This is a genomic window from Actinocrispum sp. NPDC049592, assembly GCF_040675465.1.
In the GTDB taxonomy this organism is placed as follows: domain Bacteria; phylum Actinomycetota; class Actinomycetes; order Mycobacteriales; family Pseudonocardiaceae; genus Kibdelosporangium.
The window spans coordinates 286,055-312,323 of sequence record NZ_JBFAPA010000016.1 but is presented as its reverse complement, the minus strand read 5'-3'; the positions used below and the strand labels follow the sequence as shown (position 1 = coordinate 312,323).

General features: G+C 67.1%; 23 protein-coding genes and 1 pseudogene. 14 read left to right on the top strand and 10 right to left on the bottom strand.

The window, feature by feature from the left end:
• Positions 1 to 91 precede the first annotated feature (91 nt).
• On the bottom strand, positions 92 to 871 hold the full coding sequence (locus tag AB0J95_RS34925) for an SDR family oxidoreductase (RefSeq protein ID WP_364767771.1): 780 nt from the start codon (positions 869 to 871) through the stop codon (positions 92 to 94).
• Positions 872 to 974: 103 nt separating this feature from the next.
• Here AB0J95_RS34925 and AB0J95_RS34920 point away from each other — a divergent pair, with 103 nt between their 5' ends.
• Genes AB0J95_RS34920 through AB0J95_RS34910 form a run of 3 tightly spaced genes read left to right on the top strand, consistent with a single transcriptional unit; the run spans position 975 to position 2,547 of the window.
• Entirely contained in the window at positions 975 to 1,286 is a 312-nt protein-coding gene (locus tag AB0J95_RS34920; RefSeq protein ID WP_364767768.1) for a winged helix-turn-helix domain-containing protein, read from the top strand.
• Positions 1,286 to 1,573: a hypothetical protein gene (locus tag AB0J95_RS34915; RefSeq protein ID WP_364767765.1), complete on the top strand. Its 288-nt coding sequence runs from the start codon at positions 1,286 to 1,288 to the stop codon at positions 1,571 to 1,573. The genes AB0J95_RS34920 and AB0J95_RS34915 overlap by 1 nt, the downstream gene beginning before the upstream one ends.
• Positions 1,570 to 2,547, top strand: a complete 978-nt coding sequence (locus AB0J95_RS34910) for an NAD(P)-dependent alcohol dehydrogenase (protein WP_364767762.1) — start codon at positions 1,570 to 1,572, stop codon at positions 2,545 to 2,547. The genes AB0J95_RS34915 and AB0J95_RS34910 overlap by 4 nt, the downstream gene beginning before the upstream one ends.
• On the opposite strand, the gene AB0J95_RS34905 is transcribed toward AB0J95_RS34910, so the two are convergent.
• From AB0J95_RS34905 to AB0J95_RS34885, 5 genes are all read right to left on the bottom strand, one after another.
• Entirely contained in the window at positions 2,537 to 5,770 is a 3,234-nt protein-coding gene (locus AB0J95_RS34905) for a glycoside hydrolase family 2 TIM barrel-domain containing protein (RefSeq protein WP_364767759.1), read from the bottom strand. The genes AB0J95_RS34910 and AB0J95_RS34905 overlap by 11 nt on opposite strands.
• Positions 5,771 to 5,779: 9 nt before the next feature.
• On the bottom strand, positions 5,780 to 6,607 hold the full coding sequence (locus AB0J95_RS34900) for a carbohydrate ABC transporter permease (RefSeq protein WP_364767756.1): 828 nt from the start codon (positions 6,605 to 6,607) through the stop codon (positions 5,780 to 5,782).
• Positions 6,604 to 7,491 (bottom strand): sugar ABC transporter permease, encoded by an 888-nt coding sequence (locus AB0J95_RS34895; RefSeq protein ID WP_364767753.1) that lies wholly within the window; start codon positions 7,489 to 7,491, stop codon positions 6,604 to 6,606. Before AB0J95_RS34895 ends, AB0J95_RS34900 begins: the two co-directional genes overlap by 4 nt.
• Positions 7,491 to 8,753, bottom strand: a complete 1,263-nt coding sequence (locus AB0J95_RS34890; protein WP_364767750.1) for an extracellular solute-binding protein — start codon at positions 8,751 to 8,753, stop codon at positions 7,491 to 7,493. Before AB0J95_RS34890 ends, AB0J95_RS34895 begins: the two co-directional genes overlap by 1 nt.
• Before the next feature lie 166 nt (positions 8,754 to 8,919).
• Complete coding sequence (locus tag AB0J95_RS34885) at positions 8,920 to 9,894, bottom strand: LacI family DNA-binding transcriptional regulator (RefSeq protein ID WP_364767747.1); 975 nt, start codon at positions 9,892 to 9,894, stop codon at positions 8,920 to 8,922.
• A gap of 144 nt (positions 9,895 to 10,038) precedes the next feature.
• Here AB0J95_RS34885 and AB0J95_RS34880 point away from each other — a divergent pair, with 144 nt between their 5' ends.
• The 6 genes from AB0J95_RS34880 (at position 10,039) to AB0J95_RS34855 (ending at position 15,677) form a co-directional block, all read left to right on the top strand.
• Entirely contained in the window at positions 10,039 to 10,638 is a 600-nt protein-coding gene (locus AB0J95_RS34880) for a hypothetical protein (RefSeq protein WP_364767744.1), read from the top strand.
• Positions 10,635 to 11,327, top strand: a complete 693-nt coding sequence (locus AB0J95_RS34875) for a fibronectin type III domain-containing protein (RefSeq protein WP_364767741.1) — start codon at positions 10,635 to 10,637, stop codon at positions 11,325 to 11,327. The genes AB0J95_RS34880 and AB0J95_RS34875 overlap by 4 nt, the downstream gene beginning before the upstream one ends.
• Before the next feature lie 30 nt (positions 11,328 to 11,357).
• Positions 11,358 to 11,753: a hypothetical protein gene (locus tag AB0J95_RS34870; protein ID WP_364767738.1), complete on the top strand. Its 396-nt coding sequence runs from the start codon at positions 11,358 to 11,360 to the stop codon at positions 11,751 to 11,753.
• A 1,086-nt stretch (positions 11,754 to 12,839) separates the two neighbouring features.
• A complete protein-coding gene (locus tag AB0J95_RS34865; protein ID WP_364767735.1) occupies positions 12,840 to 13,700 on the top strand; it encodes a LysR family transcriptional regulator in 861 nt (286 codons plus the stop codon).
• A 55-nt stretch (positions 13,701 to 13,755) separates the two neighbouring features.
• Entirely contained in the window at positions 13,756 to 14,805 is a 1,050-nt protein-coding gene (locus AB0J95_RS34860; protein ID WP_364767732.1) for a tartrate dehydrogenase, read from the top strand.
• Positions 14,802 to 15,677 (top strand): alpha/beta hydrolase, encoded by an 876-nt coding sequence (locus AB0J95_RS34855; protein WP_364767730.1) that lies wholly within the window; start codon positions 14,802 to 14,804, stop codon positions 15,675 to 15,677. The genes AB0J95_RS34860 and AB0J95_RS34855 overlap by 4 nt, the downstream gene beginning before the upstream one ends.
• 36 nt (positions 15,678 to 15,713) lie before the next feature.
• Here AB0J95_RS34855 and AB0J95_RS34850 read toward each other — a convergent pair whose 3' ends face one another.
• The gene (locus AB0J95_RS34850; RefSeq protein WP_364767727.1) at positions 15,714 to 16,061 is read right to left on the bottom strand and encodes a nuclear transport factor 2 family protein; all 348 of its coding nucleotides are present in this window, start codon (positions 16,059 to 16,061) and stop codon (positions 15,714 to 15,716) included.
• A 70-nt stretch (positions 16,062 to 16,131) separates the two neighbouring features.
• Between AB0J95_RS34850 and AB0J95_RS34845 the strand changes: the two genes are divergently transcribed.
• From AB0J95_RS34845 to AB0J95_RS34835, 3 genes and pseudogenes are all read left to right on the top strand, one after another.
• The gene (locus tag AB0J95_RS34845) at positions 16,132 to 17,010 is read left to right on the top strand and encodes a LysR substrate-binding domain-containing protein (RefSeq protein ID WP_364767724.1); all 879 of its coding nucleotides are present in this window, start codon (positions 16,132 to 16,134) and stop codon (positions 17,008 to 17,010) included.
• A gap of 165 nt (positions 17,011 to 17,175) precedes the next feature.
• Positions 17,176 to 17,949: pseudogene (locus tag AB0J95_RS34840) on the top strand (glycoside hydrolase family 16 protein); the annotation flags it as partial.
• Between the two features lie 133 nt (positions 17,950 to 18,082).
• Entirely contained in the window at positions 18,083 to 19,372 is a 1,290-nt protein-coding gene (locus AB0J95_RS34835; protein WP_364767721.1) for a PLP-dependent aminotransferase family protein, read from the top strand.
• Here AB0J95_RS34835 and AB0J95_RS34830 read toward each other — a convergent pair.
• Entirely contained in the window at positions 19,364 to 21,493 is a 2,130-nt protein-coding gene (locus AB0J95_RS34830) for a M64 family metallopeptidase (RefSeq protein WP_364767718.1), read from the bottom strand. The two genes, AB0J95_RS34835 and AB0J95_RS34830, sit on opposite strands and share 9 nt — an antisense overlap.
• A 74-nt stretch (positions 21,494 to 21,567) precedes the next feature.
• On the opposite strand from AB0J95_RS34830, the gene AB0J95_RS34825 reads away from it, so the two are divergent.
• Positions 21,568 to 22,158 (top strand): TetR family transcriptional regulator, encoded by a 591-nt coding sequence (locus AB0J95_RS34825; RefSeq protein WP_364767715.1) that lies wholly within the window; start codon positions 21,568 to 21,570, stop codon positions 22,156 to 22,158.
• Entirely contained in the window at positions 22,158 to 22,790 is a 633-nt protein-coding gene (locus AB0J95_RS34820) for an AAA family ATPase (RefSeq protein WP_364767713.1), read from the top strand. The genes AB0J95_RS34825 and AB0J95_RS34820 overlap by 1 nt, the downstream gene beginning before the upstream one ends.
• Here the strand turns inward: AB0J95_RS34820 and AB0J95_RS34815 are convergent.
• Both AB0J95_RS34815 and AB0J95_RS34810 read right to left on the bottom strand, forming a co-directional pair.
• Positions 22,777 to 23,544 (bottom strand): SAM-dependent methyltransferase, encoded by a 768-nt coding sequence (locus AB0J95_RS34815; protein WP_364767711.1) that lies wholly within the window; start codon positions 23,542 to 23,544, stop codon positions 22,777 to 22,779. The genes AB0J95_RS34820 and AB0J95_RS34815 overlap by 14 nt on opposite strands.
• A gap of 56 nt (positions 23,545 to 23,600) precedes the next feature.
• Positions 23,601 to 25,808, bottom strand: coding sequence for a discoidin domain-containing protein (locus AB0J95_RS34810; RefSeq protein ID WP_364767708.1), 2,208 nt, complete (start codon positions 25,806 to 25,808; stop codon positions 23,601 to 23,603).
• Positions 25,809 to 26,269: the final 461 nt, after the last annotated feature.

The following is a 26,269-nucleotide window of genomic DNA, read 5'->3' as shown; positions in this document are numbered from 1 at the left end:
CGAGTTGGTGGTACTTCTCATCCTGCCGCTGAAAGACCCGTCCCCATCCTCAGGCCCTCACCCGCGTCACCAACCTCATGACCCGCAACACCTAGGGCAGGATCGAGTCGACATAGCCGCCGTCGACCCGTACCGCGCCGCCGGTCGTGGCCGAGGCGAGCGGGGAGCTGAGGTACACCACCATATTGGCGATCTCCTCGGGTTCGATCAGGCGCTGCAGCAGCGACTGCGGCCGGTGCCTGCGCATGAACTCCCGCTGCGCCTCGTCCCACGGCAGGTCCTTGTCCACCAACTGGTAGACGAAGTCCTCGACACCGCCGGTATGGGTGGGACCGGCCATCACGCAGTTCACCGTGACGCCGGTCCCCGCCGCCGCTTTGGCGAACCCGCGGGACACGCCGAGCAGCGCCGTCTTGGACATCCCGTAGTGGATCATCTCGGCCGGGATCACGACCGCGGAATCGCTGGCGATGTACTGGATCCGGCCCCACCCTTTCGCCGTCATCTTCGGCAGGTACGCGCGCGTCAGCCGGACCGCGGCCAGGACGTTGACCTCGAAGTACCGCCGCCAGTCGTCGTCGGTGATCTCCAGCGGATCCTGCGCGCCGAAGATCCCGAGGTTGTTCACCAGGATGTCGGCGTCCGGCACGGCCCGCAGCACCTGCTCGGTGCCCTCGTCGGTGGATATGTCCCCCGGCGCGCTGATCGCGTCCCCCTCGATGGCCTCGATCGCCTTCTCGACCTTGTCCCGGGTGCGGCCGTTGACCGCCACCCGCGCGCCCGCCCGGGCCAGGCTCTGGGCGATGGCCAGGCCGATGCCCTGAGTGGATCCGGTGACGAGCGCCGTCTTCCCGCTGAGGTCCAGTCGCATGGTCCCCATCATCGTCGCGGTTGCCGGGTCCTGCCGGTCGATGCGTGACAAGCGCGCGTGGCACGTGTAATAATTTTCTGACACGTGATGAGAGGACCTGACAGTGACGGGCGACGAGCTGGTGGAGATGCTGGCCGCCCTGGCCAACCCGATCAGGCTGCGCATCCTCGCCCAGCTGGCCGGCGGCCGTGACTACGTGAGCCAGCTGGCGCGCGAGATCGGGGTCAGCCGCCCGCTGCTGCACATGCACCTGCGCAAGCTCGAGTCGGCCGGGCTGATCGTGGGCAGCCTCGAGCTGTCCGACGACGGCAAAGCCATGAAGTACTACGAGGTCACCGATTTTCAGCTGCGGCTGAACGCCTCGGCCATCGCCGAGGCCGCGAGGACCCTGACCACGCCGGACCTGGAGAAGTGATGAACCTGCTGGACAACAACCCGGCGACGTCGTGGCCGGAGGCGATCGTGCTGCTCGCCATCGTGCTCGTGGTCGGCTTCCTGATCATCCTGGTGGTCGGCAGCATGTTCGACTACCGCAAGCAGAAGCTGGCCGCGAGCCAGGCGGAGGACCTGCGCCAGCTGGTCCGCCGCTACGAACAACTCGCGGAGAACACATTGGACACCCAGCAGCGGGTCGCCGCCGACCTCGCCGAGCTGCGGACGCGAACGGCGGCCATCGAACAGATTCTGCGGAGTGTGGAATGAAAGCCATCAGATACTTCCAGTACGGCTCACCGGATGTGCTTGAGTTACATGACATCCCGGTTCCCTCGATCGGACCCGACGAGGTCCTGGTGCAGGTGCGCGCGGCCTCGGTCAACCCGCTGGACTGGCACTTCATGCGCGGCGACCCTTACCTGATGCGGCTGATGTTCGGGTTGACGCGTCCGAAGACGTCGGGGCTGGGTTCCGACTTCGCCGGTGTGGTGGCTTCGGCCGGCTCGGCTGTCCGGGGTGTCAAGGCCGGGGACTCGGTGTTCGGATGCGTGAGCTGGTCTCATGGTGGGTTGGGGTCGTTCGCCGAATATGTTCGCGTTCCCGCTGATGCGGTTCGTCCCAAGCCGGCTTCGTTGTCCTACGAGGAAGCGGCCGCCATGCCGGTCGCCGGGCTCACCGCCTTGCAGGCGTTCCGGCTGGCCGGATTGTCCGCCGGGCAGTCGGTTCTGATCAACGGGGCCGCGGGTGGGGTGGGGACGTTCGCCGTGCAGATCGCTCGTTCGATGGGGGCGGACGTGACTGGCGTTTGCAGCACTGGCAACGTTTCGCTGGTCTCCTCGCTGGGTGCTTGCGCGGTCATCGACTACACGTCCGCCGATTTCGTCCAAAGTGGACCTTATGATGTCGTGCTGGACAACGCCGGCAGCCGTTCACTGTCTGCTTGCCGGCGGGTGCTCACCAAGTCCGGGGTGTTGCTGTCCGCGACCGGTGCGGGCGGGCACTGGGTCGGCGGCCTGGCACGCGTGGCCAAGGTCTCCCTGATGAATCCCTTTGTTTCGCAACGGATGGTCGTCGTCCGGGCGGAACCGTCCGCCGAGGACCTTGCCTCGCTGGCCGAGCTTGTCTCGTCCGGCTCGGTCACGCCGTTCATCGACCGAACGTACACTTTGGACTCCGTCGCCAAGGCCGTGGACTACGTCGAGCAGGGCCACGCGCGCGGCAAGGTCATCATCACCGTGTGATCCGCCGGAACGTCAGGCTCATCGTCGCCGGGCGGGCGTGCAACTGGTACTGCGGAAGCACACCCGGGCCGCAGGCGGCGGTGCCCAGACCGTTCTGCGCGATGTCCAGGTTGAGGTGGATCCAGCCGGTGGGTTCGAGATCGGGCGTGTGCGTCGCCCTGTCGAGGTCCTCGCTGGTCCACCTGCGGGCGGTGAAGTCGAAACTCCCCTCGATCCGGAGACCTTGGTGGCTGTCTTTGAGCTCGACCCAGCGCACATCCGTGCGGTTGCCGTTCTCCTGCGGGAAGACGTACGGGGTTTGTAGTTCGTCAACTGTCATCCGGAACCGGCCCACCCGAGCGGCCTCCCGGCTGTCGGCGTAGGCCTCACCGGGCCCGCGCCCGAACCATTCGACGTTGTCGAGGGTTTCCGGCACCGCCATCCTGAGGCCGAGCCGGGGCAACGGACACGGCCAGTCACCCTCCGGCTCGATCCCCACCTCAAGATGTACCGCATCGGGCGACCCAGTCCACCGATAGGTCACGAACATCCCGAAAGCGCGGGCCGGTGGCGCGACCCGCGTCTGCACCAGCAACTCCTTGTCGCTGCGATCAACCGTGATCACCCGATGCTGCAACCGATGCAATCCCGCATCCCGCCACCGAGCCTCATCACTGGCCCGGTCGTTCTCCGTCGGCGCCCGCCACAGATCCAGCCGCGGCGCGACCACCGGAACCCCCAGCAACACCCCACCGTCGAAGTCCAGCGCATCCCCCGGCCCACCATCCCGACGACCCAACGCCCCAACCTGCACCTGCCCCCACCCAACAACATGCCCCGCCCCCACCCACGGAGCATCCTCCTTGAGCACCGCCTCCACTGTTATCCACAACTCCCGCGGCTGCGTCCCTGGTGGCTCACTGCCGGGGCCCCCTGGCTGGATCGCCGGAAGTTGCGGCTCCGGGGCGTTCCCGCCCGCGTCTGGTGTTGCCTGCGGGTGTTCCGGGTGCAGGTTGCTCTCGGCGTCCCTTGGCTGGATCGCTGGAAGTTGTGACGCCGGGACGTTTGCGGCCGCGTCTGGTGTTGCCTGCGGATGCTCTGACCGCAGGTCGCTGCTGGCGTCCACTGGCTGCATCGCCGGTAGCTGTGATGGCGGGGGGTTTGTGACCGCGTCTGGTGTTGTGCGGTGCTCCGACCGCAGGTCGCTACGGACGTCCCGTGACCAGATCGCCGAAAGCTCCGGCAGCGGAACATCGACCGCCTCCCCAGGCCGCACCTCCGGAACCGCCAACACCCCCCGCCCAACAACCAGCCCGTCCTCCTCCGCAACCCACCGAAACTCAACGTGCTCAAGCCCCACGAAGTCATACAAATTCGCCACTCGCACCCCCCACTTATCCACACCCACCCGCGAATCCCCCTCCGCGCCCCCCACCCCCACTAGACTGGCATCGGGGTCGCCCCCCTGGGAGTGGCGGGGGATGCTGGTGTGTGTGGGGGAATCAGTGGCGGAGGTTGCGGTGGGGGAGAGGGGGAAGATGGGGGTGGGGGAGATGGGACTTGGGGGTGGAGTGGGGGTGATTCGGATGGGTTCGATGATTTTGGCGAATTCGGTCAGGCCGGGGGAGGGAGTTCGGTCGGGGAGGAGGAGGCCGTCGATGACGAAGGTGCTGTCGTGGATCGGCTCGCCGAAGTCGCCGCCGTACGCGTAGTAGGGGCCGCGCGCGCCGTGCTGGAGGATGCCGTGGTCGAGCCATTCCCAGATGAAGCCGCCTTGGCAGCGCGGGTATTTCTCGAACAGCTCGCGGTATTCGAGCATGCCGCCGGGTCCGTTGCCCATTGCGTGCGCGTATTCGCAGAGGATGAACGGGATCCCCGGTTGCCGCCCGATCTCGTCGACTTCCGCGTGGGTTGCGTACATCCGGCTGTAGACGTCCACATAGGAGCACTCAGCGTCGCCCTCGTAGTGCACGGGTCGTGTCGCGTCGCGGGTGCGGGTCCACGCTGACATCGCGGCCAGGTTGCTGCCGGTGTGGGCTTCGTTGCCGAGGGACCACATGATGATGCTCGGGTGGTTCTTGTCGCGCTCGACCATGCGCGCCATGCGGTCCAGGTACGCATCCCTCCACTTTGGATCGTCAGAGGGGTTGCGTTCCCAGTCCACTTGCGTGAAGCCGTGGGTTTCCAGGTCGCACTCGTCGATCACCCACAGGCCGAACTCGTCGCACAACGACAGGAATGCCGGATGCGGCGGGTAGTGGCTGGTGCGAACGGCGTTGATGTTGTGCTGTTTCATCAACAGGATGTCGGCGAGTGCGGTCTCGTAGGTCACTGCGCGGCCGAGGACTGGGTCGAACTCGTGCCGGTTGACGCCCTTGATCAGGATTCGCTTGCCGTTGACCTTGAGCTGACCATCCTCAATGGACACTCTGCGGAACCCGATCCGCACCGACACTCGCTCGCTAGCGGTGGCGAGCACACCCGAGTACAACACCGGCGTCTCAGCGGTCCAAGGAGAAACGGGACCGCAGGCAATCGGCGAGTCGACGGGCTGGTCGATGATCCCCAAAGCAGGCACGGTGAGCCGGGCGTCGGCATCCGTGGCGACGGTCACGACACCCTGACCGTCCACATAGTCCGCTCGCAACCAGAAGTCGTCGATCCCGCCGACGGGCCGCGAAAGCAACGTGACATCCCGGAAGATCCCGGACAGCCACCACATGTCCTGGTCCTCCAAGTAACTCCCGGAAGACCATTGGTGTACCCGCACGGCCAGAAGGTTCTCACCCGGCCGCAGCAATGAACTCACGTCAAACTCGACAGGAAGGCGGCTGCCGCGCGTGACCCCGAGCTCGGTTCCGTTCAGCCACACCCGCCCGCACGAGTCGATCCCGTCGAACCGCAAGTAGGTCGGCCCATCCCAGGGGACGGAGAATGTGACCCGGTAGTCGCCGGTCGGGTTGTCCGAAGGCACGTAAGGAGGATCGATCGGGAATGGATAGGACACGTTGGTGTAAGCGGGTTTTCCGTGACCATGCATCTGCCAGTTGGACGGCACCGGCAAAGAGGACCACGACGAGTCGTCGAACGAGTCCAGTTCGATGCCGTCGGGCGCGTCATGCAGCCCCGCGGACAGGTGGAATCGCCAGGAACCGTTCAGTGACAGCGAAGGCGCGTCGGACTGGAAGTAGGCGCGCGGTGGAAGTGTGCCGTACCCGGGTGATACGTCGTCGAGGTAGGACATGCTCGCCTTTCAGCCCTTGACCGCACCCGCGGCGATGTTCCTGATGAAATGCCTGGCCCCGAACAGGAATACCACCAGCAGCGGGATGACAGCGACCAATGTGCCCGCCATCACCTGGCTGTAGTCGGTGCCGTACACGGCATTCAGCTGGTTCAACGCGACCTGCAGGGTCACGTTGCGCGAGTCCACCATCACGATCAGCGGCCACAGGTAGTCGTTCCAGGCGTTGACGAACGTGAAGATCCCGAGGAACGCCAGCGCGGGCCGCAGCACGGGTAAGGCCACACTCCAGTACGTCCGGAAGAACCCGGCACCGTCCACTTTGGCCGCTTCGAGCAGCTCGTCCGGAATGGCGCTGCGGCAGTACTGGCGCATCCAGAAAATCCCGAACGCGTTGGCGGCGGCGGGAACGATCAACGCCTTGAGGTCGCCGACCCAGCCGAACGCGGCCATGATCGAGAACTGCGGGATCGCGGCCAGCTGCGTTGGCACGACAAAGGTCGCGAGCAGGATGTTGAACAACAGGCCGGCGCCGGGGAACTTGTACTTGGCGAACGTGAAAGCCGCCAGGGAGTCGAAGAACAGCACCAGGATCGTGGTGGCGACGGCCACGATCACCGTGTTCAACAGGGATCCGAAGAAGTCTATCTTGGCGAAGACCGCGCTGAGGTTTTCGAACAGGTGCGAGCCGAACCACAGCTTCGGTGGCGTGCTGTAGATCTCCGCCGTGGTGTTCGTGGCCATCACGGCCAGCCAGTAGTAGGGGAACAGCACGATGACCGCGCCGATCAGCAGGGCCAGGCCGCCGGTCCAGCGGCCGCGCCGGGTCGCGTTCACTGGACCTCCGCGCGTTCCGGGCGCTGGATCACGCGCCAGTTGATGATCGCGAACAGCACGACCAGAACGAAGATGCCCCAGGCGATCGCGGCGCCGTACCCGAAGTCCGACTCGGTGAAAGCCTGGTTGTAGAAGTAAAGGACCATCGTCATGCCCGCGTCCTGCGGGCCGCCGCGCTGGCCGACCAGAACCTGCGCCTCGGTGAAGATTTGCAGCCCGTTGATCGCCGACATCACCACTGAGAACAGCAACACCGGGCGCAGCAACGGAAGCGTGACCCGGAAGAAGGTCTGAACCGCGGTGGCGCCATCGATCCGGGCCGCCTCGTAGACCTCGCCGGGGATCGCCTGCAGCCCGGCCAGGAAGATGATCGCGTTGTAGCCCACCCAGCGCCAGATGATCATCACCGAGATGGCCACCTTGATGCCCCACGGATCGGTCAGCCAGCTCACCGGGTCCAGCCCGATCCCGCGCAGCAATGCGTTCAGAATACCGAACTGGTTGGAGAACACGGAGGTGAACACGATCGCCATGGCCACAATGGACGTCACGTTCGGCGCGAAGTACGCGACCCGGTACAGCCCCCTGAACCGGATCGACGAGTTCAGCCCGACCGCGATCAGCAGCGCCAGCACCGTCATCGGCACCGTCGACATGATCCAGATGATGAACGTGTTGCCGACTGAGTTCCAGAAGTCCGCGTCGGTCACCAGGAACTCGAAGTTCTTCAGCCCCACGAACTGCATCGGGCCGATCCCGTCCCACTTCTGGAACGCCAGGTACAGCGAATAGAGCACCGGATACACGCCGAAGATCGCGAACAGCACGAAGAACGGTGAGATCGCCAGGTACTGCGGCAGGTAGCGCAGGCGTTTCGCGGCCATCAGAGCACCCCTCGCCTGCGCAGCAGCCGGTCGATCGCCTTACGGGCGTCCTGCCAGGCCTGGTCCGGGTTCTTGCCGGCGGATTCCACGTTCACCAGCTCGTCCGTGTAGATGTTGCTGATGTCGATGTCGTACGCGCTGAAGTAGGCGGGTTTGACCTCGCCGGCCGACCTTCCGAACACCTCGGCGGTGTTCTGCCCGCCGAAGAACGGATCCGGCGCGGCCGAACGTGGATCGCCGAAGGCCGCCGGTGCGGACGGGAACAGCCCGGCGTCCACGTAGTTGCGGGCCTGGTTGTCCGGGTTCAGCAGCCAGGAGATGATCTCGAACGCCTTGTCCGGCTGGGGACACGCCGAGGTGATCGTGATGAACGAGCCGCCCTGGTTGCCCGCGCCGCCCGGGCTGCGGCAGATCCGCCACGCCCCAGCGGTTCTCGGCGCGGACTCCTTGATCTCGCTGGTTGCCCACGAGGCGTTGATCAAGGTCAGCTCGATCCCGGCGTTCCAGGCCGCATGCTGGTCGACGCTGCCGGAGGCGGCGCCGTTGTCGAACAACCCGGCGGTCAGTCTCAATTGGACGGACTTGATCGCACGAGCCCAGGCCTGCTGGACATGCGCCTGGTCGCCGATGAACTTCCCCTGCCGGTCAAGGTACTTCCGCGGCTCCTGGGCCATCGAGTAGGTGAACACGCGCTTGGCGTCGGAGATCAGGTACCTGCCCGGCAGCGCCTTCATCAGCTCCTGGCCGAAGGTGAAGTAGTCGTCCCATGTGGACACCGCGCGGGCCACGTCGTCCGGCTCGGCCGGGAATCCCGCCTGGGTGAACAGGTCGTGCCGGTAGTACATCGCGGATGGACCGGTGTCCAGCGGGAAGCCGAGCAGCTTTCCGTCCGGTGTGGACCCCGCCTGCCATTTCCAGTCCAGGTACTGGCTTTTCAGCCTCGCCGCGCCGAGTGTGTTGAGGTCGACGAACCGGTCCGCGTCACCGAAGTACCCGGCGATGTCGTCGTTGACCATGGTCATGTCCGGCACGTACGCGTCGCCCGACAGCACCGCCATCAGCTTCGGCCGCAGGTCGTGGCCCACGTTGGCGGGCACGAACTTCAGGCTCGCGAACCGCTGGACCGCCTCGCCCAGCACGTTCTCCGACAGGCCGCGGGTCCACCACCACAGGGTCAGCTGCCCGGGCGTCGCGACCCTCGGGCTGGTGCAGCCGGTCAGCGCCAGGCCCAGCGCACCGGCCAGGAATCCACGTCGGTTCATCTCACCTCCGGCCACGCCGCCGCCACCGTGAACGGTCACGTGACCGTTCACGTCCGGCGAGTGTGGAACTTTCCCAGCTTCGTGTCAAGCAGTCGGCGCAGGACACCCGCGCTGACCCCGATGATCAGGGCGAACAGCGCGGTTAACGTGAACCAGACTTCCGGGCTTACGCCGAGTCACGCAGCAGCAGGTCCGCCTTGATCGTGGTGACCTCGGGGCTGACGCCGCCGAGTAACCGTGCGACCTGCTCGATGGCCATCACGCCCAGCCGCCGGGTGTCGATCCGGACGCTGGTCAGCTGCGGTTCGACCAGGGTGCCGATCTGCAGCCCGTCGAACCCGATCACAGCGCAGTCCTCGGGCACACGCCGGCCGCGGGACCGGGCCATGCGCATCGCGCCGATGGCGATGACGTCGTTGTACGTGAAGATCGCGTCCACAGCGGGATCCTGGTCCAGCAGCTCGGCCATCCCTTGCTGGCCGCCCTCGATGGACTGGGCCGAGCCGACAACTCGCGCGGGCAGCCCGTGTTCGCGCATCGCGTCGAGGTACCAGTGCTGACGCTTGCTGGGGCCGTGGTGGCTCTCGTGGTCCAGCATGCCGATGTGCCGCCTGCCGAGCCCGGCCAGGTGCGCGATGGCGGCGTGCACACCCTCCTCGCCGTCCACCTCGATCGCGCCGAACCGTTGCAGCCCAGGGGTTCGTCCAATGTATACAACAGGTATACCGCTTGTGTACCGGTCGATCACATCGTCGGGCTGGCTGAGGTAGCCGACGATGGCGTCCACTTGGGACCCGATCACGCTCAGCGTGCTCAGCTCCTGCTCGGGATCGTCGGCGGTGTCGTACACCACGACGTGCCAGTCCTGGCGGCGCGCGGCCTCCAGCGCGGCGGAGGCGACCTCGGTGAAGAACGGGTTCATCAGGTCCGGGATCACCAGCCCGACCGAAGTGGTGTCCTGGCGCACCAGCCCACGCGCGAACCGGCTGGGCCGGTATCCCAGCTCCCGCGCGGTATCCAGCACTCGCTGCTTGGTACCCGCGTCGATCTCGCCCTTGTCGTTGAGCGCGCGGGACACCGTCTGGTAGGACACTCCCGCCGAGGCCGCGACGTCCCGGATGGTCACTCGTTTCCCGCCCACAGGAACGACGGTAGCAGCGATGCCGCCCACCGCCGTGGAAGCGCGGCCACGTGAAGTTGGTATGTACCTATTGCCTAAGTGGAACAGCCCGCCCTACCCTGAGTTTCCGCCGCCTCTTGGGAACCCTGCCCCTGGAGGACGCCAGTGCCTGAAAAGTTCCGGCTCGTGAGCGCGCTCGCGCTCGCGGGCACTCTTGTATTGCCCGCTTTGCCTGCCAACGCCCAAGTGGAGGGCAGCGGCTGGACCTCGTACTCGCCTGGATTCTCGGTCCAGCAACAGGGCTGCGGCTCGGTCAGCGGATCGACCTTCACCCTCAGCTGCTCGTCCACGAGTGGGGTTCAGCGCGCGGAACGCCGGTATGACACCTATTGCAGTGGAACGCGGCAGTTCCAGGGCACGTTCAAGGTCAACAGCATGTCCGGCAACCGGATTAGCCTGAAGCAGACGTTCGGTCCGTCGGACGCCGACTTCATGCTCGGTGTGGACAGCGGTCGCAGGCTGTACTCCGTGCGCAACGGCGGTGCCACCATCGCGCCGGCTGGAACGGCCACGACCGGCACGTCGGTGACCGTGAACACCGTGCACTCGGGTTCCACGCACCGGATCTACATCAACGGCAGCCTGAAGCTGACCTACGGCGGCCTGAGTGGTTGCCATTACGACAAGTTCGGTGCCTACCGGACCGACAGTGGCTCCGGGCCGATCTCGGTGACCTGGAGCAACATCAAGTTCTGGCGCAAATGATCAGGCTGATCATCGCCTCGCTCGTGGTGCTGGCCGGTTGCTCGGCCGGCACCACCGGTGGGGAGAACCTGACCGCCACCCTGGTGTCGCCGACCGACATCATGCTGGCGTGGCACCCCACGGATCCGGGCGCGGCGGGCCAGATCGTCGAGTACGCGAGCGAGGAAAAGGGCCCGTACACGATCCTGGGTTTCTTCCCGCCCACACAGTCGTCGTACAAACACCCGGACCTGATCCCGCAAATGCCGTTCTACTACCGGATCCGGCCGTACTACGGGGTGGCGACGGCGCCGGTCGAGGTCGACCTGCCGCCGGGTGAGCCGGATGAGTCCACACCGGACGATGGCGAATGGGCGCGCCCCAAGACAATTCCGGGCAACACCGCTCCCTTGGCCTTGGTCGGGCAGCCGGACTCGGCACCGGCCGGCCTGACGCCGACCGTGGTCAACCCGAACGGCATCAAGTTCACCTGGACCGACCGCGCCAGCGACGAGGAAGGCTTCTTCCTCGAGGTGAAGGCCTCGGGCGCCCCGGACTTCACCGTCGCCGCCGTGCTCGACCGGGACGTGAACTCGGTCGGCATGACGACCATGCCGGAGGAGAAGAAGGCGCAGTACCGCGTGCGCGCCTACAAATACGGCCAGGCGACGAACATCGCGCACCAGACAACCGGAGGCTCCGCCCGGTAGTGTTATCCCCCTTACGAGGGAGGCAGCCGAATGGCGACGTGGGGTGACCTGGTCGAGTTCATCCGAACCGAATACCGGGTGGTGTCGCAGACCCCGGACGAGATCCGGGTCGAGTTCGAGTGGGAGGACCAGGACCGCAGCCAGGTGGTGATCATCGCCCGGGAGGAGCTGGACCGGAAGTACGAGTGGGTGCAGATCCTCACGCCGATCGGCCTGGCCCGCGACTGCGACCTGCACCGCGTCCTGGAAGCCATCGGCAACACCACGATCGCGTGCGGCGCGGCCATCATGGGCGAGCACATCGTCGTGCGCCACTCCCTGCCGCTGGAGAACCTGGACATCAACGAGTTCGTCGACCCACTGACGCTGATCGCGGGGACGGCCGACGACCTCGAGTCGGAGTTCTTCGGCGGAGACGACTACTAGCGGCTTGATCACCGCGGCTGGGATGTCTTTGTCGCTCGCAGGTTCGTGGTGGTCGTCGTGGCGAGTGCCAGGTTGGGTACTGGACCGTCTAGTTCGGGTAAGGGGTGGCAGTGATCTGGGTACTAGACGGTCCAGTTCTGGTGGGGTGGGACAGACTGGGTACTGGACGGTCTAGTTCGGTCTTCGGGGAGAGGGCGGGGAACTGGACCGTCGAGTTCTGGTGAGGTGGGACGGGATTGAGTACTGGACGGTCTAGTTCGGCCTTTGGGAAGAGGGCGGGGAACTGGACGGTCCAGTTCTGGTGAGGTGGGACGGGATTGAGTACTGGACGGTCCAGTTCTGTTAGGTGTCGAGTCGACAAGAGGCGGAGTACTGGACGGTCTAGTTCGATCTCACGCAAGGCGTGAGAACTGAACCGACTAGTTCTGGGGAGGGGGACGGGCCGGGAACTGGACGGTTCAGTTCGGGTGAGGTGGGACGGGTTGGGTACTGGACGGTCTAGTTTGGTCTTGGGGAGGGGCGGGAACTGGACAGTCCAGTTCCGGTGGGGCGGACAGGCTGAGTACTGGACGGTCTAGTTCAACTACGTGGGACCTGGATGGGGCTGGTGAGGGCGTTCGGTTGAGGTTCCCGGTCCGGGGGTGCGGGGTTGGTCGTTGGGCTCGGTGGTGAGGCTGGTCTGAGGACGTGGTGAGTCGGGGGCCATGGCGGCCGATAGGTTCCGTCGTTGCTTCTCACGACTGATCGTGGACATCGGCCGACCGACCGCTGGGCAATTGACCCCAAGGAGGCCCTGGCGATCGATCCGCGTTCAGCACACGTTTGGCCTCGGACCGAAACCGTGGCGAGATCGTCCCAGACCCAGACCCAGACCCAGACCCAGACCCAGACCCAGACCCAGACCCAGACCCAGACCCAGACCAGACCAGACCCAGACCCGACCCAGACCAGACCCAGACCCGACCCAGGCCGGACGCCAGTCCTTCGCCGTCCGGTGGTTGATCCGGGCGCTTCCTGATATCCCCCCATCGTTCGGGCGCCTGCCACGCCGAGCCGGGGGACCGTGACGGAAACTAGGGTTCGGGGATGGATGTCCGGCAGTTGGAGTACTTTCTCGCTGTTGTCGATCATGGGGGTGTGAATCGGGCGGCGGGGGCGTTGTATTTGGCTCAGCCGTCGCTTTCGCAGGCGATTCGGGCGCTGGAACGGGATTTGGGGCAGGAGCTGTTCCATCGGGTCGGCCGCCGGCTGGTGCTGACCGATGCAGGGCACGCGCTGGTTGAGCCGGCGCGGGAGGTTTTGCGGGGATTGCAGGTCGCGCGCGCGAGTGTGGAGTCGGTTGGGGCGCTGACGGCTGGGAGGGTGGAGATCGCGTCGATGCCGTCGCAGTCCGTGGAACCGTTGAGTGAGCTGATCAAGGCGTTCACCGTCGCTTACCCCGGGCTGCAGGTCACGATCCGGGCCGCGTTCACGGCGCCCGAGGTGATCGAGATGGTTCGCACCGGCGTCACCGAGCTGGGTCTGCTGGGCAGCGCGGAGCCGCCCACCGCTGTCGAGGTGGAGGTGCGGATGCTTGCGCGGCAACGGTTTGTGGTCGTGGCGCCGCCGGATGCGCCGTTCAGCGGGAAGATCACCCGCGATGATCTGGCCGGGCACCGGATGATCGTCGGCCAGCGCGGGACCGGGATGCGGCGGCTGGCCGACGAGCTTGATGTGTTCGACGTCGTCGAGTCCGAGCACCGGGAGGCGATCCTGCCGCTCGTGCTCGGCGGGGTCGGGCTGGCGGTGCTCACCGAGTCCTGGGCGGCGCTGGCCAAAAAGGCCGGGGCCACCGTGCTGGACCTCGAACCGGCCGCCTACCTGCACGTTGCCCTGGTCAACCGGCAGGCGAGGCTCAGCCCCGCCGCCACCGCGTTCCTGGAGACCGCTTATAGGCTCAGCCTATAGGGGTGCCATCCAACTGGTCTTGGACCGAACTCGCCCCGGCTGGTGATATCGATGCATGAAGACGCACCGCATCGCCCTGATCCCTGGCGACGGCATCGGCACCGAGGTGACCCCCGCGGCGTGCGCGGTCCTCGACGCGGCCGGTGAACGCCATGGCGTCCGGTTCTCCTACGACAGGTTCGACTGGTCCTGCGCCCGGTATCTCAGCGAGGGCGCGATGATGCCCGCCGACGGCCTGGAGCGCATCCGCCACCACGACGCGATCTTCCTTGGCGCGGTGGGGGATCCGGCGGTCGCCGACCATGTTTCCCTGTGGGGGCTGCTGATCCCGATCCGGCGTGGCTTCCGGCAGTACGTCAACCTGCGGCCGATCCGGCTGTTCGACGGGGTGACCAGCCCGCTGCGGGCCGGCACGGTCGACCTGGTCGTGGTGCGGGAGAACGTCGAGGGGGAGTACAGCGAGATCGGCGGGCGGATGAACCGCGGCTTCCCCGAGGAGATGGCCGTGCAGGAGGCCGTCTTCACCCGCGCGGGTGTCACCCGGGTGGTTGATTTCGCGTTCACCCTGGCCCGGAAAAGACGCCGGTACCTCACTTCGGCGACGAAGTCCAACGGCATCGTGCACACCCTGCCGTTCTGGGACGAGATCGTCGCCGAACGCGCGCAGGAACACCCCGACATCCGGTGGGACCAGGAGCACATCGACGCGCTGTCCGCGAAGCTCGTGCTCGACCCGGGCCGGTTCGACGTGATCGTCGGGTCGAACCTGTTCGGCGACATCCTCAGCGACCTGGCCGCCGCGGTCGCGGGCAGCATCGGCATCGCCCCGGCCGCGAACCTCAACCCGGAGCGGGACTTCCCGTCGATGTTCGAGCCGGTGCACGGCTCCGCGCCGGACATCGCCGGGCGCGGCGTGGCCAACCCGGTCGGCGCGATCTGGACCGCCGCGATGATGCTCGACCACCTGGGCTACGTCGAGGCCGCGGCCGACATCGAGGACGCCATCGCCACCATCTTCGCCAAGACCCCGTTGCGCACACCGGATCTCGGCGGCACGGCGACCACCGAGGAGTTCACCAAGGCGTTCCTGGACGTGCTGGCGTGAAAGGCTTCACCTACCAGCAGATCGACGCCGACGGCGTGCGGATCAACGCCGCCGTCGGCGGTGAGGGGCCGCCTTTGCTGCTGTTGCACGGGTATCCGCAGACCCACATGATCTGGCACCACGTGGCTCCGGTGCTGGCGTCCTCTTTCACGGTGGTCGCAACGGATCTGCGTGGCTACGGGGACAGCGCCAAGCCCGCGGCCAGCGAGTCCAATGTGGAGTACTCGAAGCGGGAGATGGCGCGGGACCAGGTGCTGGTCATGCGGGAGCTGGGGTTCTCGCGGTTCAAAGTCGCCGGGCACGACCGCGGCGGCCGGGTCGCCCACCGGATGGCGCTTGACCACCCCAACGTCGTGGAAGCGCTGGCAGTGCTGGATATCGTGCCGACCCGGTACATCTTCCAGCACGCGGACAAGGCGTTCGGGCTCGGCTACTACCACTGGTTCTTCCTGGCCGCGCCCAACGGCATCCCGGAACGGCTGATCGGCGGCGACCCGGAGTTCTGGATCCGCGCCCGGCTGACCGCCCGGCACAATGGCGGCGAGGCCTTCGACGAGCACGCGATGGCCGAGTACATCCGCTGTTTCTCCGACCCCGCCGCGATCGCCGCCTCCTGCGCCGACTACCGCGCGGCCGCCACGATCGACCTCGACCACGACGACCAGGACTTCGGCACCCCGGTGGCCTGCCCCATGCTCGTTCTTTGGGGAGCGCACGGTTTCGTCGGCCAGAACTACGACGTCCTAGCGGCCTGGAGCGAGTACGTCACCGACATCCGGGGCGATTGCTTGCCGTGCAACCACTATCTGCCCGAAGAAGCTCCCGCCGAGACAGTCGCGGCTCTGCGGAAGTTCTTCGCTCAGCCGGGGTGAGGACTGCCGGCTATTTGTTTGGCACGCGAACAAACTCTAGGCTTCGGGACGGTCGAGAACCCGCAGCCACGAGCCGTCCGGTTGACGGCGTGCGACCTGGACCCGGCCGCCCGTTCCGTCCAGCGGGTGGGTTCCGGTCAACGCCAGGTCACCGGAGATCAGCGTGGGCAGGGGCTCCTCCAGCTTGAACTGTGGACGCGCTTCCACCAGGCGCTCCAGGGCTTTGTGGATGGCTGGACGGCCGACGGTGTGGTTGCCGAGCGGGTAGTCCAGGACGGCGTCCGGTTCGTACAGCATGGCCATGCCCTCGGCGTCGCCCGCGTTGGCGCGCTCGACGAACAGGCGGGCGATGTCCTCGGGCGTCTTTGCGATCTCTCGTGTCATGACTCCAGCCTGCGCCGCGACCGGCGAGAAGTCCAAGATCTGGATGCGATGCCAGCTAGAATCAGAGCTTATGGAACTCCGCCAGCTCGCGTACTTCGTCGCGGTCGTCGAGGAAGCCAACTTCACCAGGGCCGCCGCGCGGATGCACGTTGCCCAGCCGGGTGTCAGTGCGCAGATTCGGTTGCTGGAGAAGGAGTTCGGGCACGAGCTGCTCGACCGCTCCGGCCGCACGGTCCGGCTCACCGAGATGGGCGAGGCCGTGTTGCCGTTCGCGAGGGCGGCCCTCAGCGCGGTCGAAGGTGCGCGGCTGGCGGTGGACGAGCTGACCGGGCTCATTCGCGGGCATGTGGCCATCGGCATGGTGACCTCGCACAACTTCGACATCCCCGGTCTGCTCGCCGGGTTCCACGAGGACCACCCGAACGTGGAGATCACGCTCACCGAGGGCAACTCCGACCAGCTCATCGGCGGCCTGCACACCGGCGGGATCGACGTCGCGATCGTCGGCCTGGCCACCGGTCCGCCGTCCGGCATCGCCACCCAGATCCTCACCAACGAACCCATCGACGCCGCAGTCGCCACCACAGACCCGTTGAACAACAGGAAAAGCCTGCCCATCGAGGCCCTGAAGGACACTCCATTGATCTGCCTCCCCAGAGGAACAGGTGTCCGCACCAGCCTGGAAAACGCTTGCGCCGCAGCGGGTTTCCGGCCGCGAGTGGCGTTCGAGGCCGGGACACCGCAGATCCTGGCCGAACTCGCCGAACGCGGGCTGGGGATGGCCGTGCTACCGAGGTCCTTGGTGCGCAACCGGCCCGGCCTGCACGGGCTCGCGGTCAAGGAACTTCGCGGCTGCCTGGCGCTCGCCTGGCGGGACCACGCGCCGATCAGCCCCGCGGCGCGGGCGCTGGTCACCCGGGCCAGGCGAGTCTTGCCGGAAGTGGTCTAGTCCGCCTATCCTTTTGTTTGCCGCCACAACAAATCGCGTCCTGGGCGCGATGCCATTGCCCAAGGGTGGCTTCGCGACCAGAGCGCCGCCGGTACGCGAAGTGAGGTGACAACGATGTCGAAACGCTTCTCCCGCCTCGTGCTCATTACCGCCCTGGCTGCGGCGATGGTGCCCGTGGTGGCAACCCCTGCGAGTAGCGCTTCGGATGTCGGCATCCTGGCGACCACGTTCGCCGACGAGTTCAACGGTCCCGCTGGAAGTCCCGTCGACACGAGCAAGTGGCGTTTCGAGACCGGTAACAACAACGGGAACAACCACGAGTACCAGTACTACACAAGCCGGACGCAGAACGCCGCGATGGACGGTCAGGGCCACCTGGTCATCACCGCCCGCCGGGAGAACCCGGGCAACTACAACTGCTGGTACGGCCGCTGCCAGTACACCTCGGCCCGGATCAACACCTCGGGCAAGTTCAGCCAGGTGTACGGGCACTACGAGATCCGCATGAAGATGTCGCAGGGCCAGGGCATGTGGCCCGCGTTCTGGATGCTGGGCACGACCGGCGGTGGCTGGCCGAACAACGGCGAGATCGACATCATGGAGAACATCGGCCGCGAGCCGAACACCGTGCACGGCACCATCCACGGTCCCGGCTACTCGGGCGCCGGCGGGATCGGCGCGGCCTTCAACGGCCCGCGGTTCGCCGACGGCTTCCACACCTTCCGCCTCGACTGGTCGGCCAACAAGCTGGTCTGGTCGGTGGACGGCAAGGTCTACCAGACCCGCACGCCCGCGGACCTCAACGGCAAGCAGTGGGTCTACAACAACCGGTCCTTCTTCATCATCCTCAACCTCGCCGTCGGCGGGGACTGGCCAGGCGCGCCGAACAGCGGCACACCGATGCCGAACACCATCGTGGTGGACTACGTCCGGGTCACCACGCTCTGAGAAACCGTGAGAACCTGTGTCCCGGCGGCAATGTGGCCGCCGGGACACGCCCTTTCGGGCAGTGCGCGCGGCCGAACGGTCGGCTACAACCCGCTCACAACATCTGGTTGTTAGAACTCCGGTCATGCGCTACCGGGAAATGCTCACCATCTCCATCGCACTGGACCGCGCCGGTGCCCGGTCCCTGCACGAGCAGCTGGCCGACCAGATCTCCGCGGCGATCGACGCGGGGACGCTCGCGCGGGACGCGCGGATGCCGTCGACGAGGACCCTGGCGACGCTGTTCGGGGTCTCGCGCGGAGTCACCTCCGCCGCTTACGACCTGTTGACCGAGCGTGGGTACGTGCACGCGCGGTCCGGCTCGGGCACGTACGTGCTCGGGCGCAAACGACCCTCAGTGGCGCAGGTGCGCGACGAGGAGAAGATCATCGACATGCGTCCCGGCCTGCCGAGCATCGAGGCGCTGCCGATCAAGGCCTGGCGCGCGGCGTGGCGCCAGGCCAGCTACCAGGCGCCGCCGGTGAGCGGGCCGCCGATGCTGGGCCTGCCCCAGCTGCGGTCGGCGATCACCGCGCACCTGCAGAACACGCGCGGCCTCGTCGCCCCGGAGCACCAGGTCGTCGTCACGAGTGGCCTGACCGACGGGCTGCGGATGGTGCTCGACGCCATCGCCAGCCCGCGGGTCGCGATGGAGCACCCGGCCCCGCCGAGCCTCTGGCGAGCGCCGCGCAACACGCCGATCCCGTTGCAGGGCAACGAGATCCCGGCCGCGTGCGGGGCGATCGTGGTCAGCCCGGACGGGCACTCGGCGACCGGGCAGATCATGCCCGCCGAGCGCCGCCGCGAGCTGGCCGGCTGGGCCGAGGCGACCGGTGGCCGGGTGGTCGAGGTGATCTGGGACAACATCGTGCGCGCGGACGCGAACCGGTTGCCGCGCCTGGTGACCATCTCGCCGGGAACGTGCGTCGTGGGCAGCTTCGCCGACCTGCTCACCCCGGCCGTGCAGCTCGGATACGTGTTGCTGCCACGGGAACTGACCACGCGGATCAGCCACCTGAACCGGCCGTCCTACATCATGCAGGCCGCGGCCGCCCAGCTGATCACGACCGGTGTGGCGACCCGGTTGACGCACCGGATCGGCCAGCTGCGCGCCCGCAAACGCGGCATCGTCGACTCCTACCTGACCACGATGGACGCGGCGGGCGGCAACGCGCTGCTGCGGATGGGGCCCGGCAAGCAGGCGTCCGACGTCGCGGCGGCACTGCTCCGGCGGGGCGTGCGCACGGAAACGCTTGCGCCCTACCACTTCTCGTCGTCGCGTGTGCCGCAGGCGTTGTTGCTCGGCTACGGCCACCTGCCGGACCCGTTGCTGCGTCAGGCCTTGTCCGTGATCATGGCCAGCGGCCTACTGTGAGACGAAGGACTCCTTCGGGGTGCCGTAGAACACCTTGGGGCCGTTGATCCGTCCGCCCGCGATCGTCAGGGTGTCCGAGGTGCCGACGATCGCGGCCGGTCCGCGCACGGTCGTGTTCAACAGCTCGACCGTGCTCGCCAGGACCGAGCTGACCGGACCGTCGATGGTCGCGTTGGTGGCGACCAGTGAAGCGCCGGGCAGGACGGTGACCGGCCCGGTGACCTCGGCGTTGTCCAGGCAGGTCACGCCGTTCGACACCACCAGCGGACCGAGGTGCGTGCCGGTGACGGTCGTCGTGCAGGCGGGCGCGGGCTTGAGCAGGGTGACGGCGAACTTCCCGGCGGGGCTGATGTTCCCGCTGGGGTCGGCCGCCCGGTAGGAGATGGTGTGTCGCCCATAGCCGGACGGTGGAGTGTCCCAAGGGGACAGTCGCGGCTCGCCGAGCTTGCCGTAGACCAAGTTGTCGATGACCGTGCCGTCGGCGGTGAACCGGTAGGGCGAGTTCGCGTCGGTCGGCCAGCCGAAGTAGTTGAACCAGCCGTCGCCGTCGGTCTGGAACTCGGTGATGTTGTAGCCGGGGGTGTCATCGGTCGCGGTCAGCTTCATGGTGAACGGCGCGTTGAAGATGTACTCGGTCGGCTGACCCGGCTTCACGACCGTCGAAACCGGCTGGGACAGCTGGAAAGCGGGCACCGGGACGCTCGCGTCCACCTGCCAGGTCAGCGTCTGGCCGGGGACGGACGCGGTGAGTGTGTGCGTTCCGGTGAGCTGCAACGGTTTCAGGTCGAGGTCCGTGCCGGTCTCGGCGAGCATGGTCCCGTCGAGCTTCCAGATGATCGGGACGATCCTGTCGACCGGGTGCGTTGTTTCCGCGTACACAACGTCTTTGCCGCCCACAGGGTGATCGGCCGGGGTCGATTCGGTGAACGTGACCGTGGTCGGCGGGCGCGGGGTGGTGATCGAGGCGTCCACGGCCCAGGTGCGGGTCTTGGTCAGCGACTGCCGGACTGCGGGGTCACGCACGAAGTCGGTCGGGTCGATGACGGTCGCGGTGAGAGTGTGGCGGCCGGTCAGGTGTAACGCGGCCAAGTCGACGCTTCTGCTGCCCGGCAACGGGTTTCCGTCCAGCTGCCAGGTCACGGTCAACGCGTGCGAGGTGGGGTGCAGGGTGCCGACCCAGACCACGCGGTCGGCGCCGATCGTGCCAGCGGGTATGCCATCCTGCAGGATGTTCGTTTTGCCGGATATGCGCTGAGTCATCCGTTCCCGGGCTATTTGGTCGAAGTAATAGCCCAGGGTCTTCATCATCGAGTGCTTGCTCGGCCGCCAGACGCCGGAACCGCTGTACAGACCGCCTTCGTACCGGCCGATCGGGCCGCCGGACAGGCTCTGCTCACCCAGCCAGCGCCACCACTTCTTTTGCTGCGCGGTCATTTGCTGGGGGGTCAGCAGGGTGTGGTGGATCGAGGAGGGCTCGCCGCCGGTGTACGGGTCGCCCTTCACGCCGCGCGCGTAGTAGTCGTACTCGTCGTCCAGGCCGCCCAGCGAATGGCCGAGCTCGTGCGGGGTGATCAACGCGCTCAACGCGTTCCCGCCGGACGCGGTCGCGTACGTGCCGCCGGCGCCGCCGTATGTGTTGCTGTTGGCGATTGCCAGCAACTGCCTGTTACCGGAGTTGGTTCCCGGCACCAGGTTCGCATATTGGGTGAGCGCGGTGTTGTCGACGGTGAGTAGCCGCTGGACACTGCTCGCGTTGCAGCCGCCCCAGAAACCCATCTTCAGCGGCGTGGCCCGGCGCGGCGAGCCGAGGTCCGGGTCGCAGCTCACGCCGGACACCGGCGAGGCCACCTCGACCGCGTAGATGTTGAGGTAGCTGCGGTAGGTCTTGAACGGTTCCAGGCTGAGCAGCACGTTCATGTGCTTGTCCACGTGCTCGCGGAACTTCGGCAGCTCGGCGGCGGTGTAGCCGTCACCCACGATGACGATGTTGAACCGCTTGGCGGGGTCGCCGGTGATCCGCACCGGCACCACGTTCGCCGCTTCGAGCTGGGCGCTCGCCACGACCGGCGTCACGAACGGGACAACTGCCACAACCGCGGCGACTACCGCGCGTCTCCACATGGCCACGGACGCTAGGCAGGCCGGAGATTGTTGTGCAGAGCCGAAAGTAGCAATTCGGCGGTTATGCTCCTGCGGTGGCGCACGTGCCCGTCCAGAAACGCCGGCAGCAACTGGTCGCGGCCGCCTTCCGGGTGGTCGCGCGGGAGGGCGTGGCCGCCGCGAGCACCCGCCGGATCGCTTCGGAGGCAAAGGTTCCGGCCGCCGTCGTGCACTACTGCTTCCACTCGGTGGACGAGCTGATCGACAGCATGATGGCCGGCGTCTTCGCCGAGACCGCCGAGCTCGCGGCCGTCGCCCTACGGCCCCGCGGCGGGGTTTCCGAGTCGCTGCGGGCCGCGCTGCACCGGATCTGGCAGGGCTACCGGGCCGATCCGGCACGCCAGCGGGCCGTGTTCGATCTGGTCAACCACGCGCTCGGCCGTCCCGCCGCAGCGGAGCTGGTCCGGCAGCACCAAGCGCGATTAGGGGAACTGGCCGAACGGTTCCTGACCGAGGTCGCTTCGGCCAACGACATCCAGTGGGCCGCCCCGGCGGATGTCCTCGGCCGAGCGCTGGTGTCCACCCTCGACGGAGTGCTGATGAACTGGCTGATCGACCGCGACTCCGCGCGCGCCGAGGAGGCGCTGGCGTGGCTGGCCGCGAGCATCGCCGGTAACGTGACGTGATGATCGTGTGGATAAACGGGGCGTTCGGCGGCGGGAAGACGCACACCGCGCATGAGATCCACCGGCGGCTGCCCGGCAGCGTGATCTGCGACCCGGAGTTCGCCGGGTTCGGCCTCAACCGGATGATCCCACGTGCGTTGCGCGGCGACTTTCAGGACCTACCGGTGTGGCGGACGAGCGTGCACCACGTGCTGGACATGGTGGCTTCTCGTACCGATGGTGTCGTCCTGGTGCCGATGACCCTCGTTTCGCCGCGGTACTTCTCGGAAATCGTGGGACGGCTGCGGTCCGACGGGCACGAGGTGCGGCACTTCTCCTTGCTGGCACCGCGCGAGGTGGTGCTTCGGCGCCTGAGCGAGCGCGTGTTCGGGCACGCGTTCCAGCTCCTGCGCGGCGGCAGGATCACACCCCGCCGCGAGTCCTGGGCCGCGCGCAAGGTCGACCTGTGCCTGTCGCAGCTGCGGAAGCCCGAGTTCGCCGAGCACATCTGGAACGACAAGACCCCGCTGCCCGCGGTCGCCGACAAGATCGCGTCCTCCTGCGGCCTGACCCTGACTCCCAACACGGACAGCGCGTTGCGGGCACAACTGCGCCGCGCCACCGTCGGCATCAAACACATCAGGCTGGACTGAGTTCGGCGGTGAGGAAGTTCGACACCCGGTAGCCGGGTTCGGCGCGGCCATACGATTCGGCGAGGGCCATGCCGTCGTGGGTGGTGACCTGCCAGCCGTGGTCGGTGAGCCAGGCGGCGTTCCGGGTGCCGAGGCCGCCTTGCCACAGGGAAACCAGGCGCCGCATGGCTTCGGTCGCGGGCTCGCGGTTCGGGTTGCGCTCGCGGTCGCGGTGTTCGCACGAGAGGGTGCTGCCCGGCGCGGACAGGTTCGTGACGCGCGTGAGGACCTTGGCGGCGTCCTCAGCGGACAGGTACACCAGCAGGCCCTCGATCAGCCATGCGGTGGGTTCTTCGGGCCGGAAACCGGCGTCGACCAGGGGAGTGGGCCAGTCCTCACGCAGGTCGACGGGGACCAGCGTGCGCTCGCAGCGTGGCTTCGCGCCTTCGGTGGTGAGGACCTTTTCCTTGTATGCCAACAGGTCTGGCAGGTCGAGTTCGAACAGGTGGGTATCGGCGGGCCAGTCCAGCCGGAACGCCCGGGTGTCCAGGCCGGCTGCCACCAGCGCGACCTGGCGGCAGCCGCTGGACAGGAGGTAGTCGTCGTAGAACCGCGTCCGGATGGCCACGTGCAGCCGGAACACCGAGTCCGCGTCCGTCGGCGTCCCGGCGAACGCGGCGGCGTAAGGATCGTTGAAGAGGCGGTCGGGGCGCTGACTTTCGAAGGCTCGCAGCCGGGCGACGCCGATCGCGGTCCGGGACACGTCACTGACCATTGGAAACCCCCTGCTCCGGTCCTGGGCGGGCCGCCCAGGACCGAAGCATAGGTAAACTATGGATAGTTCGGCCAGTAACTTTGCTGATTGGCCAGGTTGGCCGCCGCGCCGGTGTTGTTGATGACGTGGTCGATCGTGCCCACGCCGCCGAGCGACACCGAGACCAGCCCGTGGAACCGCACACCCGCGTTGTCCGGCACCTCGAACGACCGGCTCACGTGGATCGACGGGTTGACGTTGAAGAAGCTGTAGCTGCCGACGCCCCACCCCTCGTGGCTGGTCACGTTGTTCGAGACCTTGTACGCCGCCCAGCCGAGGTTGCCGCCGCCGCTGCTCCAGGCGCCCTGGTTCGGCGGGTCGTACGGGAACTCGTTCTGGAAGAAGTAGGTCCGGCCGCCCTGGCCGTTCCAGAGCACCTCGTACTGTTGGTAGTGCTCGACGAACAGGCCGTACATCGTGACGTTGTTGCCGTTGACGACCAGGCCGTTGGCCGCGGTGTTGACGTCCCAGCCGACGCCGGAGTCGCCGTGGTCCGCGCGCCACAACCACATGTGGTCACCGATGACGTTGTTGCTGTTGACCTGCAATGTCACCGTGGCCTTGCCGGTCCCCGCGCCGCCGATGCGGAAGAACACGTCGTGCAGCGAGGTCGGGTTGGCGGCGTGGTTCGCCGACGAGCCGGGCGGACCGACCTGGACCAGCACCGGGGAGTTCTGCGGGCCCGCATCGACCAGCAGGCCGCCCAGCTTCACACCGTCCACATCGGCCACCGTCAGCGCGGGCAGGCCGGTGTCCGGAACCAGCGTCGCCAGGCCGAGCCCGAGCACGACCGTGTCCGCGCGGGTCACCCGGATGGTGTCGTTGAGGTGGTACACACCCGGCGTGAACAGCAGGTGCTTGCCCTGGTTGAGCGCGGCGTTGATGGTCGCCACCGAGGCGCCCGGCTTGACCACGTAGAAGTTCGCGAGCGAGATCGACGTGCCCGCCGGGTTGCCGCCGCCCCACGAGGTGCCGCGCGAGTTCTGCCGCAGCGCGGGGACGAACACGTTGTAGGTCCCCGAACCGTCGATGTACAGGAACGGCTTCTCTCGCACGGTCGGGGTGTTGTCGACCACTGTGTGCGACGGGTTCGGGAAGTGCGGCGGCGGTGACCCGTTGGTGCCGACGAACACCATGTTCCAGACCGAGCCGTTCCAGCCACCGTTGAGATCGGAGTTGCGGGTCAGGAACTGTTGCTGCGACCCGGAAACAGTCACCCCGTCGATCCGCGAGTCGGCGATCAGCCCACCGGACGCCCACCCGTCGCCGCCGTTCCACAGCTGGACCTGGCCGCTGAGGTGCATCCGCCGGTACGGCGCGGCCTGCGCGACCGCCCACCGCTCGATCTGGCCCGCGGGCAGGTGCACGTACAGGTTCTCCGCGGAGCGCCAGAAGTTCTGGGTCGCGTTGCCCTTGTTGTTCGGGTTGTCGCCCTGCTGCAACCAGTCCGCCTCGACCCGCACGTGGCCGTTGAGGTTGGTCGAGTCCGGCGACAGGCCGAGACCCGCGACCTGCGTGTAGAACCCGAGGTTGACATCGGCGTTGTACGTGCCCGGCTTGAACAGCACCGCGTAGCGCTGGGTGCCGAACTGGTTGGTGTGCTGCTGGGCGGCGATCTGGTTCAGCCTGGCCTGGAACTCGCTCTGCGGCGTGGACGGGCTGATCACGTAGGTGTTCGGGCCGAGATCCGGGTTGCGCGGGTCGGTCGGCGGCACGGTCGGGTCGGTACCGCCGTCGTCCGCGAAAACGCTGAACTCCCACAGGGAGTAGCCCCATTGGGTGGATCGCGCGGTGCCGTTCACGCGGACATACCGGCCGCGGCCGGTGACGTCGATGCTCTGGTTGCCGCCGGTGCTCGTGGTGGTCGAGTAGATCGGGTTCCAGGCGGTGCCGTTGTCCGAGACCTCGATCCGGTACGCGCTCGCGTAGGCGGTCTCCCAGTTCAGGCCGACGCGGCAGATGGTCGTCGTGCTGCCAAGATCGACCTGGAGCGTCTGCGGGTCGCTGAACTGGCTGGACCACCGGGACCCGGTGTTGCCGTCGACCGCGTTGCTCGCGGGGGTACCGGCGTTCTCGGTGGAGGAGGCCACGGCGGGGCGGTTGAGGGCGACGTTGGTGGTGCCGCAGGCGGCGCTGGCGGTCGTCGTGGACAACACCGTCACCGCGCTCAACGCGGTCACGGTCGCCACAGCCAGAGTGGCCCAGCGGCGGTGCTGGAGTCTCATTGTCCTGCCTTCGTAGTCAGGGAAAGGCGAGGTCGGTTGGCTTCTTCTGGTGCAGGTGAAGGTGGGTTGATCGATCCAGAGAGCGCTCTCCCGGAATCGGTTCCGGAACCGGTTACGGGATGTCTGGGAGTTAACAACCTGGACATCCCACCGTCAAGCCCCACGCGCGGAGACCGCTGTCAAGCCTCCGTTGGCCTCCCTGTGGACAACCTCCCGCTGTGGACAACTCAAGATCACCAACGCCTCCGCGCCCCATCCCGTCGCCCCACTGTGGAAACGTGAAAACTGGGGGATCCCCCTGCGGGGGACCCTCGTCGCGGCGTGCCCCGGGGCGGGTGTGGGCGAGCGGGTGTGGGCGAGCGGGTGTGGGGGTGACCTTGGGGAGTGGGGCTTGACGATGGGCGGCTGGTTGGGGCTGCAGGTGGCTGGATTGGGGTCGGCAGGCGCAAGGTGTGGGCTGG